The sequence below is a fragment of the Desulfovectis peckii genome (assembly GCF_055391705.1).
This window is the reverse complement of sequence record NZ_AP042409.1, coordinates 167,708-184,536: the sequence shown is the minus strand read 5'-3', so window position 1 is coordinate 184,536 and position 16,829 is coordinate 167,708. Positions and strand designations below refer to the sequence as shown.

Below are 16,829 nucleotides of genomic sequence, written 5' to 3'. Positions count from 1 at the left end.
ATTTATCTAGATGCCAGAATAGATGTTTTTATTTTTTCGGCCTGCCAACCAGCATGCCTTTTCCAATGGCGTAAATATCGTCAATCACCATCTGGAAGCTGGGCTGTCTGCCTTCCTTTGCCCCTCTTTCAGCAATCTTTTGCTGATGAAATTCAATAATATCTTTAGTAAAAGGCAGGTTGCCAAAATCCAGCAATCTGACCGCCCCGTTGTTATCCCTTGCCGGCAGCAGTTTGCCATAATTAAATTTACTGGGGGCAAAGGGCACATCCAGCACCCCGGCCTGAAAGGCACGCACTACTCCCAAAGCAGTATTATTTTCACCAAACTCCAGTACCCGATCAAGAATGCAGCGCACTTCTTTGGTAATAATTTCCTTTTCGGTGTTTAGTTCTTTGCTTTCCGGCAGGCTTTGATCTCTAAGCATGTTTAAAACTTGTTTAGTGGCTTTAATTCCCCTGGCATTGGCTTCTTTAGTAGGCACACCAAGCGCCTCATGGGGCGTTTTCACAATCACCTTGGTTGCTTTACCCAGGGCAGCGGTTGCAGCTCCCCATGCGATTACGCCAAAGGCTTTGCTTTCATCCGCCGGAAAACCGCCCATCCATTGATGAAACACGGTGGTTATTTCCACATCGCAAAAACCAAATTTTTCTAAATATTCCTTGGCTAATTCTTTTAAGGTAATTAACGCCGCTACATCTTGAACTAAGTTGCCGACTTGACCGTAACCCAGTGTGATACTTTTTACACCCTGCTCGGCGGCTAACAGCCCTTCCAAAATGCCGATACTATGGGATATCGCAGGCGGCACCAAGGTACCGGTAAGGGGGCCAAAAGGTTCACGGTTAATTGTGATCCCCTGCTCCTGATAGTACCCAACTAAGCGGTCTACATACTGCCAATGGGCAAGGGAACGTTCCAGCGGTACTTCCTTCGCGTAAGGAATATTATAAGAAATGCCCCCGCCTTCAAAACTGGTAAAGCCCCCGGCCAGTGTAATTTCAGCCAACAGTCGGGCATCCGGTGTACCATGCCTAATTTGCACCGGCACTTTTACTGCCTCTACCACCCGTCGACAGCCGTTGACGCCATAGTTTACAGCCGGAAACCCATTGAGCATTGAACGACCTTGCCGGCGGCTTTCTTCAATACCGTTTTCAGCTTCCTTATATCTGTTTTGTCGGGTATAGCTGTCTATAGTTGTGGGCAGGCAGTCAGCCTCGCCCTCATCTTGCAGGTATTGTAATAAATCAATATGATCTTGCACTAAGGGTACGCCCGCCCGTGGTTGGGCCAGCGTCCGCCCTTGTTCGTCTGCTTCCCTTAATATATTGGCAAATATTTTGGAAGGAGGTATTTGTCTATGGTAGTCCAGCGCTTCGCCTAAATCTACCTGTTGACCGGTTGGCCAGGCTTGCAAAGTTTCTTGGCGCTCCTGCATAAATTGTTCTAAATCTATCTTTTTATTTGCCAGCTGCACCTTATTCTCTCCCCCTAGTTTTTTATAATATATTTTTTCATTATGCGCAGTGCCTTAATGGGCTCTACTTCGGCTAACAAGCCGCAGGCCGCCAAAATATATTGTTTATCCAACCAAAAAGTCGGTTCTTTGGGCTTAAGCAATGTGGGGTTTTCCTCGCTAAAAGTAACCGCACTGAGAATTTCTTCCGGATGGGAATGCTCTACAATTACGCCTCCCGTTCCAATGACGTTAGCTGTTTCGGTTAAATCCTTGCCCTGCTGAATATAACTGGCACCAAAGGGCGTCCAAACCACCTCTAACGAACCGACGTGACGCTCCACTGCTAACTCTGCACAAACTTTTGCCATGGCAGTTTCTATACGCATTTGCTCTTCATTACTGGGCAACAAAGTAAGGTTTTCAGCAATGGCCGCTAAATATTGTTCAATTACCTCCGTTGATAAACCGCTATATCTCTCCAAGGCCCCTGTAGCAGCAGCTACTTCATAAAGTGCCGCCGCACTTACCCGCATGCCCAAATCACCTTCCACGGTACGCATGGCATAGGGTTGTGGCAAGCCCCGGAAATTTACACCCGGTTTAGTAGGTAAACCGTCAGCCAAAGAATGTACATCGGTAGTCGCCCCACCAATGTCCACGACAATTAAATCTCCCAAACCGGCTTCACCTTTATACCCCTTGGCCAGTAATTGAGCGGCATTTAAAACCGCTGCCGGTGTGGGCATTAAAATTCTTTGGATAAAAGCTTCTGCCTTTTTTAAACCCTTGGCTTCAATAATTTTGTTCAAAAATACTTCTCTGATTAAACGCCGCGCCGGAATGACATTTAGCTTCTCCAGTTCAGGCAGTACGTTTTCAGTAGTTAAAACCTCTTTACCTGCCTTAACCAGTATCTGCTCAACCTCATCAGCTGCTGATTTATTGCCGGCGACAATAATGGTGCTGTCAACTTTACTTTCAGCCAGCTGTCGGGCATTAAACAAAATTACCTCTTTGTTGCCTCCGTCTGTCCCACCGGCCAGCAAAATTATATCCGGCTTATTGGTCTCAATTTCATATATTTCTTTAATTGACAGTTCATTGGCATAAACGCCCACAACCCGGGCACCCGCGCCTAACGCCGCTTGTTTAGCAGCTTCTACCGTTAAATTCCTTACTAAACCGACCGCCACTATACGCAGCCCCCCGGCAGCGCTGCTGCAAGCTAATTTGTGTTTAAATTCCGGCTTTTCGGTACCCAGCTTCTGATATATGTATTCCATTGCTTGGTTTAAGCCGTCCATAATGTTGCTTTCCACAGTGGTTCTGGCCCGAGCGGTAGCGGCAATTGTTTCAGTATCTAAATCTACGGCTGTTACTTTAGTAAAGGTGCTGCCAAAGTCTATTAACAGGGCTAGCTGCATAGATTTCACCTCTATTTCAACCCAAAATCCGTTTTTAAATCGGCAATAACATCTTCCGGCATGGTGCTGGGCGGATAAACCCGGTCAAATCCCATATCTTTAAACCTTTTCTCCACATCTTTCCATTCTTGCTTGCCGACAACTAAATTGCCGCCAACATACAGTTTGATGTCACCCAACCCAGCCTCGATGGTTTTATCACGTAAACCCCGGCAGTCAATTTCTCCGTGACCATAAAGGGATGAAACAATAATTGCATCGGCATCAGTTTCTATCGCTGCGTTAATAAATTCTTCTTGGGAAGCCATTACGCCGATATTTACTACATTAAACCCTGCTTCTGTAAATGCATATTCCAGTATGCGATTGCCCACAGCATGTACATCGGCGCCAATTACTCCTAATACCAGGGTTATCTTTTTCTTCTGTTCCATATTATCCCTCCATAGGAAACAAACACCCTTAATTTATTAGCTGTTAGTACTTTAAATATACCATACACTTTAATAAAGACATAAAACTAACTAAATTAATTAATCAAAAACGTATAATAAGGTGGTCAATCTAAGGTAACAAAACTTGTTATTAGTATGTTATATAAAAATTTTAAAAAACCTTCCTCCATCAGAAGGGTGTAACATAGCTATTTTTTAGTAATTAGCAACAGTCCCTACAATATTATTGCTTCAGTTACCGTCAAACTTACATCGGCTTTTGTCGCTGCAAACAAGCCAGGCCCTTTTTTTATATCCCTAAACAAAAAGCTAAAGCACTGGGAACCGCTAGTAGGTCGTGCTTTAGCTCTTTATCGTTAATCGGCAAAATAGGCATTAATTCCTCGGGCAATAGCCTCCGCTACACGCCGGCGGAAATTAGCGTCTCTTAGAAGCTGCTCTTCATTAGGATTGCTAATAAATGCCGTTTCCACCAAAACCGAGGGCATACCGGTTTCCCTCAACACAGCATAATTAGCCTGCCTAATACCCCTATTTTCTAAATTCAACTCATTTATCAGCTCGGTTTGTATACTTTGCGCCAAACGCAGACGATCGGGCTGCTGCTCAAACAAATCCGCCCTCGTTGCCGGCGCATAATAATAAGTAGTTGTCCCGCCAACACCGGGATCTAGGTTGGCATCGCAGTGAATACTGATAAAAATATCCGCATTTGCCTGATTGGCCATTGCTGAGCGAGCATATAAATCTACAGTTTCGTCAGCCAATCTGCTCATCAGCACCGTGGCCCCCTGTTTGTTTAAAATATCCGCCAATCTTTTGGCTATATCCAAATTAATTTCTTCTTCCCAAACTTGCCTGCTGCTTCCCGAAGCGCCGGGGTCGCTACCGCCATGACCGGGATCAATAAAAATTACTTTATCTTCAACATATTCACCATATTCACTGTGTTTTATTTCAGATACTTCCACAATAAGCCTTTTACCGTTTCTTGCCGTTTCTGTGCGATAGCTGACCCGGCCTTTTAAATCCAGCACTAATCTGGCGATTGGAGGATCGGTGCTGAATTGTCCGGTGCGTATGTTTGTAACGGAAGCTGAATTTACATTTTTTGTTGTTTCCGGTAGTTGTCCTAAATTAAAACCGTTAAAATTAATCACCAATCGTCGGGGGTTGGTTAACATAAAAGTATTATAGTCAATTTCACTGTCAGCATCCACTGTCACGACAGTTTTATCCCCTATGTACTCAATGTCCAGTCCGATTAAGCTGCCGTTGTTTTGCTCAGAATCTGCTTTTGAGTCACCAATACCTTCCTGATTGCCCTGTTCACCGGCGTTATTTTGTTCCGGTGTAAGCTTCGGCAACCAGGCCGGTACAGGTTCTTTCGCCACGGCGCTATTTTGAGCCGGTTGTTTAGTTGCCGCAGCCTCCTCTATCTTAGTTAACCAACCGGCTAGCCAAACTTCTTGATCAGATAATTTAATTTTGTGCCATTGGCCGGAAGTGGCCAGCAAGGGATAACGCTCCCCGGCATTAACCATACCTACAGCCTGATATCCGGTACCGGGGCCGCTGCGCACATTAACATGGTTAGCGGTAATTACTGCATATTGCTCCAATGCTGCAGCATCACCGGCCGGTTCGTTTTCTAATTTCACCAGCCATCCCGCTACCCAGGCCGGCTGCCCACTACTTGTGCGCACTTTTAGCCAGTCACCTTGTTTGCCCAAGACCGGTAGCTTGTCTCCTTGCTTTACCTGTCCGGTAACGGCATAACTTGTATCCGGGCCGCTCCGTAAGTTCACAAAACTGCCGCTTATTACTGCCGTTTGGCCGGAAGCCGCCTGAGCAGTTTTGATCCCGTCAGAAAAAAGCGGCGTTTCCAGCGGCCAGGCTATACAAAAAGAGCCAATAGCTAGCGCTATTGACAGTCTTACTGTTTTGGTCAAAATCTTTCTAATCATGGAACACCGTCCTATACACAATTATACTATATAGACGGTATTCCCTAACATTTTGTTTCATTTGTTTACCATTTTCGCCAATTATATTCCAATGGGTGTAAAAAATGGCTGTCTGTTATTTTAATGCGTCCGCAGTTACAATGATGTCGTCATTCCGCTCCAGCGGTTGAGTTAATTCTACATGCCCTGCTAACGTTTCCACTACCTGTCCGTCCAATAAAATTTGCACTTTTTCTACCGTTGAGAATTGGGTTAATGTGTTTACTATTGAATAAACGGTAACCAGTTCACTGCTACTGCCGCCGGGATGATTTTCCTTTAATGCCCTGTTGAAGTCTACAGTACATAGGCCGTCGCTGATACTGATATCTTTTAATTTTGTTTCCGGCGGTATGGTGGGAAGTAATGAGGATGCGGCATCGGGCCCTTTGATTAATTCATTGACGGTCATGCGGGCAATGCCGTCAACCTTGGGAATATCCCTTTTTTGAGCGACTAAATTTCCCTGTTCATCGGCAAAATACAGCACAACGGTAGTTTTGTCCACCATATCGTTCAGCACTGAAACACTCTCAAGAGTCGGTTCCTCTGAACCGTCAATCGATATTGATACATCGGCATTTGAAGTTTTTTCACCGGATGCACAGGCTGTAAAACAACATAACATTAATATCAAAAGTACCGTGCCAAATTTTTTTATCTGCATTTTATCCCTCCCAAAATATTTAACTCCAATAAATATATATGCCTGTCCATAAAAAATATTACATTTAATGGAAAAATATTGCTCAGTGAATAATTTGCTGTTTTCTTAGAAACAATTTAGATTGTTGGAGGGATCACATGATTATCAGGTTAATACTACTAGCCGTCGGTTTATGTTTTTTTCCGCTGGCAGCACAGGCGGAAAATGCTTATTACTGCCCGCTGGACTGTCAAAATGAAGAAAAATTAACTTTAACCACACCCTACATAACAGGGCCTGACGTCGAAACGCTGCAAAAGGAATTAAAACTGCTCGGTTATTACCAAGGCATTATCGATGGCATCTACGGCCCAAAAACAGCTGAAGCGGTAGCTGAATTTCAAGCGGCCGCAGATATGCCGGCAACCGGTTCTGTTGCCAGGGAAACTTGGGAAAAACTGGCCTCTCATTTTGAACTGCCCGTAACCAATGAGGTTAAACCGCCTCCCAGCGGGGAAATTAGCATTGTGATCGATACAGTTAACCGCACATTAACCGTATTGGAAAACGGTGAACCCTACCACAAATTTCACGTGGCGGTAGGAGCGCCGAAAACTCCCAGCCCCCACGGCACTTGGAAGATAACAAGAAAAGCCAAGAATTGGGGAACAGGTTTTGGCACCCGCTGGCTGGGACTCAATGTACGCTGGGGAATGTACGGTATTCATGGCACAAATAAACCCGGTTCCATTGGCAGCTATGCCAGTCATGGCTGTATCAGAATGCATAACAGCAAGGTTGAAGAACTTTACTCTTGGGTACCGGTAAATACCCCGGTTTATATCGTGGGCAATCCTTTTGGCGTTCCCGGACACACCCACCGGGTCATCTGCAAGGGGGAAAGGGGCTCAGACGTAGCAACGGTACAAGCATATCTAAAACGCCACGGCTATTATGATCAAGAAGTGGACGGTATATTTGGACCGGCAATGGAAGAAGCAATTTTCAAATACCGTAAAGATCACAATTTGCCTTGGGACAATCGGGTAGACAAGCAAATGTACGAAAAAATGAAACTTTAAAATAAAGTGGGCCGGCTTTGATGCCGGCCTCTAAACAAAAAAAGGGCGGAAGCACCGGCTAACGTGTTTCAGCCCTTTAATTTGCTTTAATTTCGGCATTATATGATGATTGCAAAGGATTGAGCGGAATGATTTGCGGCTTAAATTCCAGCTTTTTCAAGAGTCCTAGATAGTCTTCGGGAGTAACTTCTTCCCACCTTTTACCTAAAATAGCCAATAAAACAGCCTCCATGACATTTGTTCCAAAAGAGCGGCCGTTAAATACCGGTGTGGTAGTTATCAGCGTACCCATACCCCTTGCCGCTAGAAGTTTTACATCATCCGCAGTGGTAGTGTTGGTGATAATAATTTGACCGTTAAGTTTCTGCGGTAAATATTTTTTAATAAAATGAAAGTCACCGGCAATAACCTTTGCCTGCTGATAATACTTTTCATACTTACGGGCATTGCTGTTCCGCTCTTGTTTACTTCCGGTTGGGTAAAGTACTTTAAAAGGTAATTTAATGAAAATAGGCAGCAATTTATTGGCCAAATTCTCTAAACGGGAAATTGACTTAATCGGATACGGCACTCCCACGGCAAACATTAAATCTCCAAAGGTTACATCGCAACCTAACGCCACTAAAGCTTGCGCCATACCGAACCGATCCAGCGCGCTGGTCATCAGCACCCGGTCCCCGGGTTTTAAATAACCTTCTGCGGCCAAATAATTTATCGCTTCCCTTTCTAAGGTATTTTTTAAGCCGCTGCCATCAACCACCGGTGTCTGTTTCACTGTTTTTAGCAAACGCATACCGTCTTTAATTGCATAACGTTTATTTCCGGCATAAAGATAAACGTCAATACCGCCTAAACCTATCGCATTGACTTTTCCGTCTAAACGACGCAATGTTTCCATTGCCTTTTGAAAATCGCCGTCAGTTCCTATTCTGCTGATTTCAAACTGCTCACCTAACAGCTCTACCGTCACGGTATGATTGCGTTTAGATGACCCTAGACTTACGCTGACTATCTTTTTCAAATTGAATGCCCCCAATTGGGATTAAATTTAGATCCTATTATATTTTACTGATAATAACCTTAAAATACAAGTTTAAGCAGTGTCATCCAATATTTCACCGCTCTTTTAATTGACTCTTCCCATCTTTTAAAAAGTCGGCATGTAAAGCCATTTCCAGTAACGCTGCTGCTTCATCCAGTCCATTGATATAACCCGAGTTCCAAACTTTCAGCTGTCTCGGCGTCATAATCGGTGCTTCTTCCTGCTGTTTAACGTAATTTAATTTGCTAGAACTATCCTTATTTTTGGCAGTCAAAGTTCACACTCCCTTAAGAAAAATTAAATTGTCCCACCGTTTTCTTTAATGATTTCAGTAGCTTTATCCAGATGCTCCTCATCGGTAACAACCGTTAACAAAAAGCCTTTCCCGCCGGCCATGCCATAACCCGGGCTATTGGCCATACCGCTTAAAGAGGGATCTGACATCATTAAAATACGTGTATCGGGATCATATGAATCAGCACTACCGGAGAAGGCCACCATATCGCTTACTGTGGAATCGGTGGGCATGCGCCTTCTGATATAGTCGTTGGTATCAACTCCATAACGAGATACCCGGTCAATTTGAGTTTCAGAAATGCCCAGCTCTTTTAAGGCTTTTGCTGCCGCTTCAGCCTTGCTGCTTGAAGGAAAATATGCTAAAAGTGAGCGTTCCCCTGTATCCATTTGCATTGATGTTCCCTCCCTAAGATCCAAAATTTGCAAAACCCTTTAATCCAGCCTTTAAAGCACGCTGACAAAGCTGTGTATTGATAGTGTATCCAAAGTGGGAATAAAACCAACGGGCACTTTATTGAAAATTATACCAATTTCGATATATTTCTACCTTTATTCCTTTTATTAGTATATAATACTAATGTGTACCATATTTATCAGAAATGGGGTGATATTTAGTATTTTTGTCGTTAGCATTAACATTTTGCAACCACAGTTCTACTAGAAAATAAAACAAATAAAACTTAATCTAGGAGGTAACCGTGGCAAGAAAGCGTAACATCATAAAAATTTCTTTAGTGTCGTTATTTTTTGCGGGTTTGACAATCGGCGCACCGGTAAGCGATGCTGCAGTAAATTATACCGTTCAGCCCGGTGACAGCCTTTGGAAGTTATCTCAAAAATTTAATACGACAATCAGTCAGTTAAAAGAAATCAACAATTTAAAATCCGATCAACTGTTAATTGGGCAGATATTAACTATTCCCACAAATGAAAATAATACCACGCTCTATACCGTAAAACCGGGGGACAGTCTGTACTTTATTGCTCGCGACCACGGCACAACGGTAAGTACACTTAAAGCTCTCAGCAAGCTTACCGGTGACGAAATATGGGTGGGGCAGCAGCTGATTATCCCAGCACAATCACCGATGCCACCGGCAGGTAATTATCAAAATTACACTGTTGTTCCCGGTGACAGTTTGTATTTCATTTCTCAGCGTTATAACACCACCGTGGACAAGCTAATGCAAATCAATAATTTAACTAACTATGATATATATCCCGGACAAATACTAAAAGTACCGGCTAAGACCGAAAAAGCTGCGGAGGAAAACAACAATGCCAATCCCGGCAGCGGGACAGGTAGCTGGAATTTACCCGCCGGTACAAGTTTACATTATGTCCAGTCCGGCGAGTCATTAGGCTTGATTGCTCAAAAGTACAATTCTGCAATCGAAGCAATTAAGAAAACCAATCGTTTGAAAACCGATATGCTTACACCGGGGCAACCGTTAATTATACCGGTAAATTCTAAGCAGGCGGTTAACATTAATGCGCCCAGTGCGCCAAAAAAACCGGGTTACGGTGAACTGCTAGATTGGGAATATGCCAATTGGTTGTTCAACCACCACAGTACGGCGGTAATTAAAGACTTAGAAACCGGCATCACCTTTAAGGCCTACCGCATTGGCGGTGGCAACCACGCCGACTGTGAGCCCCTCACCGCCAATGATACCGCCATTATGAAGAGTTTATTCGGCGGCCAGTGGAGTTGGCAGGTACGCCCAATCATTGTACAGTGCGACGGGCGGGAAATCGCCGCATCTATGGCCGGTATGCCCCATGCCTTTGATACCCTTCCCGGCAACAATTTCAACGGCATGTTTGACATCCATTTTCTAAACAGCCGCACCCACAATACTAACAGCATTGATGCCAATCACCAACAGGCGGTACTAAAAGCCGCAGGCAAATAATTTTTATTTATCAGGAGGACATTGTGTTCTCCTGATTTTTATTACCTAAAAGTTGCTTAATAAGGATTAATAACCGGCATTTACATATATTTTCCCTATTGGCAAATAATAACCAATAATACTTTGGGAGGAAAGAAAATGCAGATCAGTGCCAGAAACAGATGGAAGTATGAAGTAGCATCAATTTATTGCCGGTAAGATAGCCGCTGATATAACAGTCGCGGCTATCTTTATTTATGGCAAATAAAAACACCGGCCATTGCAGGATTTTTCACCCCACTTGCGGAAAGGTTAATTTTACTCAATTTTAAAGGGTGAACGGACATGTTTGTAGACAAGCGGGAGGTTTTACGCTACCTTGGATACAAAAACGACAAAACTAAATTAAAGCCACAAATGTCAGATAAAATTGACTATTATATATCTCTGGGCATCACCCTGCTGGAACCCCAAACTACCTACCGAATATTTGATACGGTAATCATTGATGATTTATCGGTTAAAATACCGGAAGCATCTTTGGTGTTGCCGGGAAAAGATATCGTTAACCATTTGCGGCACTCCAGAAAAGTTTGCTTGCTGGCGGCAACAATCGGCCCGCAGCTGGAAAAAAAGGTGACTGAGCTTTTCCAAGCCGGTGAATATGCCGGTGCCACTATTTTAGATGCGGTAGGCAGTGATGCAGTGGAAAAGGTAGCCGATCAACTGCAGGAAAAGCTGCAAGTTTTAGCCCGCCGGCAAGGGCTGCCCTATTTAACTTGGCGTTTTTGCAACGGCTACGGCGATCTGCCGTTAGAAACCCAGCATGATTTGGCGGCAGCGGTAAACGCGGCAAAAATCGGTATCACCGTCAACAGCAGCTGTATGCTGGAACCGCAAAAAAGTATCATTGGTATTGTCGGTTTTAACGCAGAAAAAATTGACAACCCTATTTTAAACAAGTGTGAAAAATGCAGTGCTGTAAACTGCCCTTATAGAAACAGAGGTGACGGATGTGCAAAAACTGCTAAAAAAAATCAGTAAACAAATATTGGTTTTTGACGGAGCAATGGGAACACTGCTGCAAGAGCAAGGTTTGCTTGACAGCGGCTGCCCGGAATTACTAAATGTTGAACAACATGATGCCATCACCGATATTCATCGGATGTATGTAAATGCCGGGGCCGATATTATTGAAACCAACACCTTTGGCTGCAACCGCATCAAGCTGGCTGAGTTTGGCTTGGCGGAAAGAACGGCGGAATTAAACGCCGCCGGGGTAAAAGCCGCTAAAAAAGCCTGTGCCCCTGATACATTGGTAGCACTGTCAGTAGGCCCTACCGGGAAGATGATGCAGCCCAGCGGCCCCTTGACATTTGCGGAAGCATATGAAACCTTTAAAGAACAAATGGAGGCCGGTGTTAAATCCGGTGCAGATATAATTTGTATTGAAACCATGTCTGACTTAGGTGAGGCCAGGGCGGCCGTTTTAGCGGCTAAAGATGTGGCCCCCCATCTACCGGTAATCTGCACGATGACCTTTCAGCCGGACGGCCGGACATTAATGGGCACCGACCCGATGACGGCGGTAATAACTCTGCAGTCATTAGGAGCGGATATTTTAGGTGCCAACTGCTCCGGCGGCCCGGAAGAATTGGCCCGGGTTATCGCCCAAATGGCACCGATAAGCAAAGTTCCTTTGTTAGTTCAGCCTAATGCCGGTCTACCGACGCTACAGGGGGACAAAACAATCTTTCCGTTAACGGCAGAAGAAATGGGTGCCTATGCACCTAAGCTGGTTGCCGCCGGGGCAGCCCTTGTCGGCAGCTGCTGTGGTTCCACGCCGGAATTCACTACCGCCATAAAAAATGCGGTAAAAAATTTAACACCGCCCAAGCCGCAATACCGGCCGCAAACTTACGTCACTTCCAGCACGCGCACAATAGCCATTGGCAGCGGATATCCGGTGCGCATCATTGGCGAGCGCATTAATCCCACCGGCAAAAAGACATTGTCTAACGAACTGCGTCAAGGTTCACTTGCTAAGGTGGTTCAGGAAGCAATTGCGCAAGCAGAAAAGGGTGCAGATATTTTAGACGTTAACGTCGGCCTGCCGGACATTGACGAAGCAGCCATGTTAGTGAAAGCAATCAACTCTATACAAAAAGTGGTAAGTTTACCGTTGCAAATCGACAGCAGCGATCCGGCGGCACTGGAAGCCGCACTTAAGGCCTATCACGGCAAAGCGCTGCTTAATTCCGTCAACGGTAAAGAAGAGAGCTTAACTGCCATCCTACCCTTGGTAAAAAGATACGGTGCCTGTGTATTGGGCCTGTGCCTGGACGAATCCGGCATCCCGCCGAAAGCCGAAGACAGATTAAAAGTCGCCCAAAAGATTGTAGAGCGGGCTTTAGCATACGGCATTCCCAAAGAAGACATATTAATCGATTGCTTGGTGTTAACCGCCAGTGCCCAACAGGATGAAGTTTATGAAACAATTAAAGCCGTCAAACTGATTAAAGAACACTTAAACGTTCCGGTTGTATTAGGTGTCAGCAATGTCTCCTTTGGCCTGCCCAATCGCAAATTGTTAAACCGCACCTTTTTAGCCATGGGCATTGCTGCCGGCTTAGATGCGCCGATTATCAACCCTCACGATCGGGAAATGATTGACACCATTAAAGCGGCAGAGGTATTAACCGGCCGGGATCGGGATTCCAAGCGTTATCTGGCGGCCTTTGCCAATCAACAGCCAATTGCTGAAAAGCCGGAAAAAACCCTAAATAACACCGACGCTCTCTATCGGGCAGTAGTTAACGGTATCAAAGACGGGATTACCGATCTGGTGGAAAAAGTGCTGGCCGAGGGCAAACAGCTCATGGACATAGTGGACAACATACTGGTACCCGCACTGGATGAGGTAGGCAACAAATATGAAAAAGGTGAGTTCTTTTTACCCCAGTTAATGCAGTCAGCGGAAGTAGTACAAATTGCTTTTAACCGCTTGCGGCAGGAACTGGCTAAAAGCAATGTCAATAAGGGAACAGTTGTATTAGCCACGGTAAAAGGAGATGTGCACGATATCGGTAAAAATATCGTTAAAGTGCTAATGGAAAACTACGGATTTAACGTAATAGATTTGGGTAAAGACGTAGCGCCGGAAAAAGTGGTAGCGGCTGCCCAAAAACATCAGGCAGGACTGGTGGGACTGAGTGCCTTAATGACCACAACCATTGCCAGTATGAAAGAAACAATAGAACTGCTTAAGGCCAGCAAAACCAACTGCCGGATAGTTGTAGGCGGTGCAGTTTTAAACGAACGTTATGCCGAGATGATTGGTGCGGATTATTACGCCAAGGACGCACGTGAAGGCGTTAAAATCGCCCAACAGGTATTTGAGCGGAAATAAGTAAATAGACAGATAAAGCCCGCCGGTTTGCACCGGCGGGCTTTTCTACCCAAAAAGAAAACCCTACAGTTAAAACTGTAGGGTTTTTTGGTGGGCGATGACAGGCTCGAACTGCCGACTTCCTGCTTGTAAGGCAGGCGCTCTCCCAGCTGAGCTAATCGCCCAAGCTCATCTCTTACTATGTAAGGTAATATACCATAAAACGAGCAGCTCGTCAACACGCCACCGTAAAGAAAAATTTTAATCAATCATTATTTTTATCTATTATTTCCAAAACCTTACGCTTAATAACACCAATACCGTAAATAATTCCAATCTGCCTATGAGCATACAAAAAGTTAAAACCAGCTTACCCGCATCCGGTAAAGCGGCAAAAGTACTTGTCGGACCTACCAATCCCAAACCCGGCCCGACGTTGCTCATTGCTGCAACCGTTGCGGTAGCGGCACTGATTAAATCTAAACCTAAAAATGTCAAGTAACCGGTTACGGCAGCAAAAATGGCCAAAAACAACACAAAGAAATTTTGCACCATCTGCACCACTTCCGGCTGCAGCACGCGGTTACCTACCCGAAGCGGAAGCACTGCCTGGGGGTGGATCAATTTAAGTAATTGATTGGCCATAGCCTTAAATAAAACAATAAAGCGAATTACCTTTATTCCGCCACTGGTAGAGCCGGCACAGCCGCCGATAAACATCAGTGCAATGAGTACATACCTGCTGAAGTCCGGCCACTTGTCAAAATCAACGGTAGCAAAACCGGTGCCGGTAATAAGAGAGACCACTTGAAACAAGGACTGGCGAGCGGCCTCTAGAATACTGCAGCCGGTAAAGGTCACTAAATTGTTGATGATCACCAGCGAAGCTACAAGCACAATGCCAAGATACACTCTGGTTTCGGCATCTTTAAAATAGGCTAAGGGTTCACCTTTAATTACATGGTAATGCAGATTGAAATTTATCCCGCCCAGAAGCATAAAAAAAACAATAATCAATTCTACCGGCAGGCTTTGGTAAGCGCCCACACTGAGATTTTGCGAAGAGAATCCACCGGTAGCAACCGTACTAAAGGTGTGAATTAAAGAATCAAACCAAGTAAGGCCGCAAAGTTTCAGCAGCAGCAGTTCCGCAACGGTAAAAGCTAAATATACTTTATAAAGTTGGCGGGATGCTTCCGCCACCCTGGGAAGTACTTTGCTTTTAATCGGTCCGGAAACTTCAGCCCTAAACAGTTGAACACCGGTGACATTTAGTGAGGGAAGCAAAGCCAGAGTGAGCACAATAATTCCCATCCCGCCCAACCAGTGGGTTAAACTGCGCCAAAGCAAAATACCTCTGGGCAGTGCTTCTACGTCAGTAATCACCGAAGCCCCGGTAGTGGTAAAACCGGACATACTTTCAAAAAGGGCATCCGCCGGGTTAGGGGCAACACCGCTTAAAACAAAGGGAACCGCCCCAAAAAACGCTAACAGCGCCCAGCCCATTGTGGCGATTAAAAAACCTTCTTTGTAACCGACCTGCGTAGTTCGGGGTTTAATTAGGGAAATAGCGGTACCAATAGTGCCAATAACAGCTATACTGATTATAAAAGCAGGCAGGTCACTGCTTTGATCAACAGCGGCTATACTCAAAGGCAATAGCATAGCCGCTGCCTCACAACAAAGCAGTAAACCCAGCAAGCGTAAAACTAACCTAAAATTCAAGATTTGGAACCTCCGGTCATTTCTTCTACAATATGTAAATAGTTACCGGGCAAAAATATGATCAACCGATCCCCCGGCAACACTACTGCGTCACCTTCAGGAATAATTGACTGACCCTTCCTTAAAATGGCACCGATGATCACGCCTTTAGGCAGGCCGGCTTTTTTAAGGGGTTTGTTGACTATTTTACTGTTTTCTTGCGCCACAAGTTCCACAATTTCCGCTTTGCCGTTCAGCAAAACAAACACAGATAATAATTTTCCACCGCTGATAAAGCGCAAAATCTCACTAAAGGTAATTAGGCGGGGGCTGACCGCGCTATCTACCCCCAAACGCTCGACCAAAGAAGTGTAGGCCGGTCGGCTGACTTTGGCAATTACCTGTTTTGCTCCCGCCTGTTTTGCCAGCAGTGAAATCAACAGGTTTTCTTCATCATAGCCGGTAACCGCTACAAAGCCGTCTACATCTTTGACGCCTTCCCGCTGTAAAAACTCAAAATCAGTGCCATCGGCCTGCAAAACCAAAACATTTGGCAGGCGCTCCGCTAAATCCACGCACCTTTCTTTATTTTTTTCAATTACCTTCACATCAATTCCGATACCGCTTAATTTGGCGGCCAGATAGTAACCGATGCGTCCCCCGCCAAGTATCATTACTTTTTTTATTCTGCGTTTTTTACCCTTAATTCGGTAGGAAAGCTGACTGATGCTCTGTAATTTTCCTAAAACATAAATAATGTCACCGGGCAGCAAGGTATCACTGCCACCGGGGATCAGTATATCCCCGTCCCGGGAGACCGCTACCACTCTGGTGCCTTTGGGAAAGTCCAATTCATACAACTTCTTATTGGCTAACAATGTACCGGCCTGATCAACCGGTATTTCGGCCATTAATATTTTACCGTCACCAAAAGGTTCGGTATGAATGGGCAAGTTCAGGGTTAACTGTCTGGCTATTTCGGTAGCCGCAGCGAATTCCGGATTGATCAGCAGATCTATGCCCCATTCTTCTTTCGTAGGCAGCAGATCATAGGCATAGTCCGGGTCGCGGACACGGGCAATTGTCTTTTTCACCCCGTGCATTTTTTTTGCTCTGGAGCAAGCAATAATATTTATTTCATCACTGTTGGTAACTGCAATCAAAAGATCACTGTGAGCAACATCCGGATTATTTAAAACTTGCGATGTGCCGCCGTTTCCTTTGATTGTCAGTACATCCAACCTTTCCTGCACGGCTTCCAGTTTGGCTCCGTCGCGATCGACAATAACTACATCATGGTCATCTTCACTTACCCTTTTGGCTATTTCCGTGCCAACTTTTCCCGCTCCAATGATACAAATTTTCACTGCGGAACCTCCTGACGTTTATCATAATGGATCCTCTATAATTCTTACACCCTTAAAG

The 16,829-nt window shown here is 44.9% G+C and carries 14 protein-coding genes and 1 tRNA gene; 4 read left to right on the top strand and 11 right to left on the bottom strand.

The features are described from left to right. Nucleotides 1-28: 28 nt before the first annotated feature. The 5 genes from ACZ5NG_RS00880 to ACZ5NG_RS00860 form a co-directional block, all read right to left on the bottom strand. The gene (locus ACZ5NG_RS00880; RefSeq protein ID WP_464252150.1) at nucleotides 29-1,483 is read right to left on the bottom strand and encodes a methylaspartate mutase subunit E; all 1,455 of its coding nucleotides are present in this window, start codon (nucleotides 1,481-1,483) and stop codon (nucleotides 29-31) included. A gap of 14 nt (nucleotides 1,484-1,497) precedes the next feature. Next, nucleotides 1,498-2,889, bottom strand: a complete 1,392-nt coding sequence (gene glmL, locus ACZ5NG_RS00875; RefSeq protein ID WP_464252149.1) for a methylaspartate mutase accessory protein GlmL — start codon at nucleotides 2,887-2,889, stop codon at nucleotides 1,498-1,500. An 11-nt stretch (nucleotides 2,890-2,900) separates the two neighbouring features. Then, nucleotides 2,901-3,323, bottom strand: coding sequence for a methylaspartate mutase subunit S (gene glmS / locus ACZ5NG_RS00870; RefSeq protein WP_464252148.1), 423 nt, complete (start codon nucleotides 3,321-3,323; stop codon nucleotides 2,901-2,903). A gap of 377 nt (nucleotides 3,324-3,700) precedes the next feature. Continuing rightward, nucleotides 3,701-5,311 (bottom strand): N-acetylmuramoyl-L-alanine amidase, encoded by a 1,611-nt coding sequence (locus ACZ5NG_RS00865; RefSeq protein ID WP_464252147.1) that lies wholly within the window; start codon nucleotides 5,309-5,311, stop codon nucleotides 3,701-3,703. Between the two features lie 115 nt (nucleotides 5,312-5,426). Beyond that, nucleotides 5,427-6,017, bottom strand: coding sequence for a GerMN domain-containing protein (locus ACZ5NG_RS00860; RefSeq protein WP_464252146.1), 591 nt, complete (start codon nucleotides 6,015-6,017; stop codon nucleotides 5,427-5,429). Nucleotides 6,018-6,154: 137 nt separating this feature from the next. Between ACZ5NG_RS00860 and ACZ5NG_RS00855 the strand changes: the two genes are divergently transcribed. Then, nucleotides 6,155-7,078 carry a L,D-transpeptidase family protein gene (locus ACZ5NG_RS00855; RefSeq protein WP_464252145.1) on the top strand — a complete coding sequence of 308 codons (924 nt, stop codon included), beginning with the start codon at nucleotides 6,155-6,157 and terminating at the stop codon, nucleotides 7,076-7,078. A 76-nt stretch (nucleotides 7,079-7,154) separates the two neighbouring features. Here the strand turns inward: ACZ5NG_RS00855 and ACZ5NG_RS00850 are convergent, their stop codons facing one another. The 3 genes from ACZ5NG_RS00850 to ACZ5NG_RS00840 all read right to left on the bottom strand — a co-directional run bounded on the left by ACZ5NG_RS00850 (nucleotide 7,155) and on the right by ACZ5NG_RS00840 (nucleotide 8,810). Beyond that, complete coding sequence (locus tag ACZ5NG_RS00850; protein WP_464252144.1) at nucleotides 7,155-8,099, bottom strand: quinate 5-dehydrogenase; 945 nt, start codon at nucleotides 8,097-8,099, stop codon at nucleotides 7,155-7,157. A gap of 94 nt (nucleotides 8,100-8,193) precedes the next feature. Continuing rightward, nucleotides 8,194-8,394, bottom strand: coding sequence for a hypothetical protein (locus tag ACZ5NG_RS00845; RefSeq protein ID WP_464252143.1), 201 nt, complete (start codon nucleotides 8,392-8,394; stop codon nucleotides 8,194-8,196). A 23-nt stretch (nucleotides 8,395-8,417) separates the two neighbouring features. After that, nucleotides 8,418-8,810: a hypothetical protein gene (locus ACZ5NG_RS00840; RefSeq protein WP_464252142.1), complete on the bottom strand. Its 393-nt coding sequence runs from the start codon at nucleotides 8,808-8,810 to the stop codon at nucleotides 8,418-8,420. Nucleotides 8,811-9,115: 305 nt separating this feature from the next. On the opposite strand from ACZ5NG_RS00840, the gene ACZ5NG_RS00835 reads away from it, so the two are divergent. The 3 genes from ACZ5NG_RS00835 to ACZ5NG_RS00825 all read left to right on the top strand — a co-directional run bounded on the left by ACZ5NG_RS00835 (nucleotide 9,116) and on the right by ACZ5NG_RS00825 (nucleotide 13,721). After that, on the top strand, nucleotides 9,116-10,333 hold the full coding sequence (locus tag ACZ5NG_RS00835) for a LysM peptidoglycan-binding domain-containing protein (RefSeq protein WP_464252141.1): 1,218 nt from the start codon (nucleotides 9,116-9,118) through the stop codon (nucleotides 10,331-10,333). A 324-nt stretch (nucleotides 10,334-10,657) separates the two neighbouring features. After that, nucleotides 10,658-11,356 carry a hypothetical protein gene (locus tag ACZ5NG_RS00830; protein ID WP_464252140.1) on the top strand — a complete coding sequence of 233 codons (699 nt, stop codon included), beginning with the start codon at nucleotides 10,658-10,660 and terminating at the stop codon, nucleotides 11,354-11,356. Nucleotides 11,357-11,381: 25 nt separating this feature from the next. Continuing rightward, a complete protein-coding gene (locus tag ACZ5NG_RS00825) occupies nucleotides 11,382-13,721 on the top strand; it encodes a homocysteine S-methyltransferase family protein (protein ID WP_464253086.1) in 2,340 nt (779 codons plus the stop codon). An 88-nt stretch (nucleotides 13,722-13,809) separates the two neighbouring features. On the opposite strand, the gene ACZ5NG_RS00820 is transcribed toward ACZ5NG_RS00825, so the two are convergent. The 3 genes from ACZ5NG_RS00820 to trkA all read right to left on the bottom strand — a co-directional run bounded on the left by ACZ5NG_RS00820 (nucleotide 13,810) and on the right by trkA (nucleotide 16,771). Beyond that, nucleotides 13,810-13,885: transfer RNA gene (locus tag ACZ5NG_RS00820), tRNA-Val, on the bottom strand. A 100-nt stretch (nucleotides 13,886-13,985) separates the two neighbouring features. After that, entirely contained in the window at nucleotides 13,986-15,425 is a 1,440-nt protein-coding gene (locus ACZ5NG_RS00815) for a TrkH family potassium uptake protein (RefSeq protein WP_464252139.1), read from the bottom strand. After that, nucleotides 15,422-16,771, bottom strand: coding sequence for a Trk system potassium transporter TrkA (trkA, locus tag ACZ5NG_RS00810; protein ID WP_464252138.1), 1,350 nt, complete (start codon nucleotides 16,769-16,771; stop codon nucleotides 15,422-15,424). Before trkA ends, ACZ5NG_RS00815 begins: the two co-directional genes overlap by 4 nt. Nucleotides 16,772-16,829 lie beyond the last annotated feature (58 nt).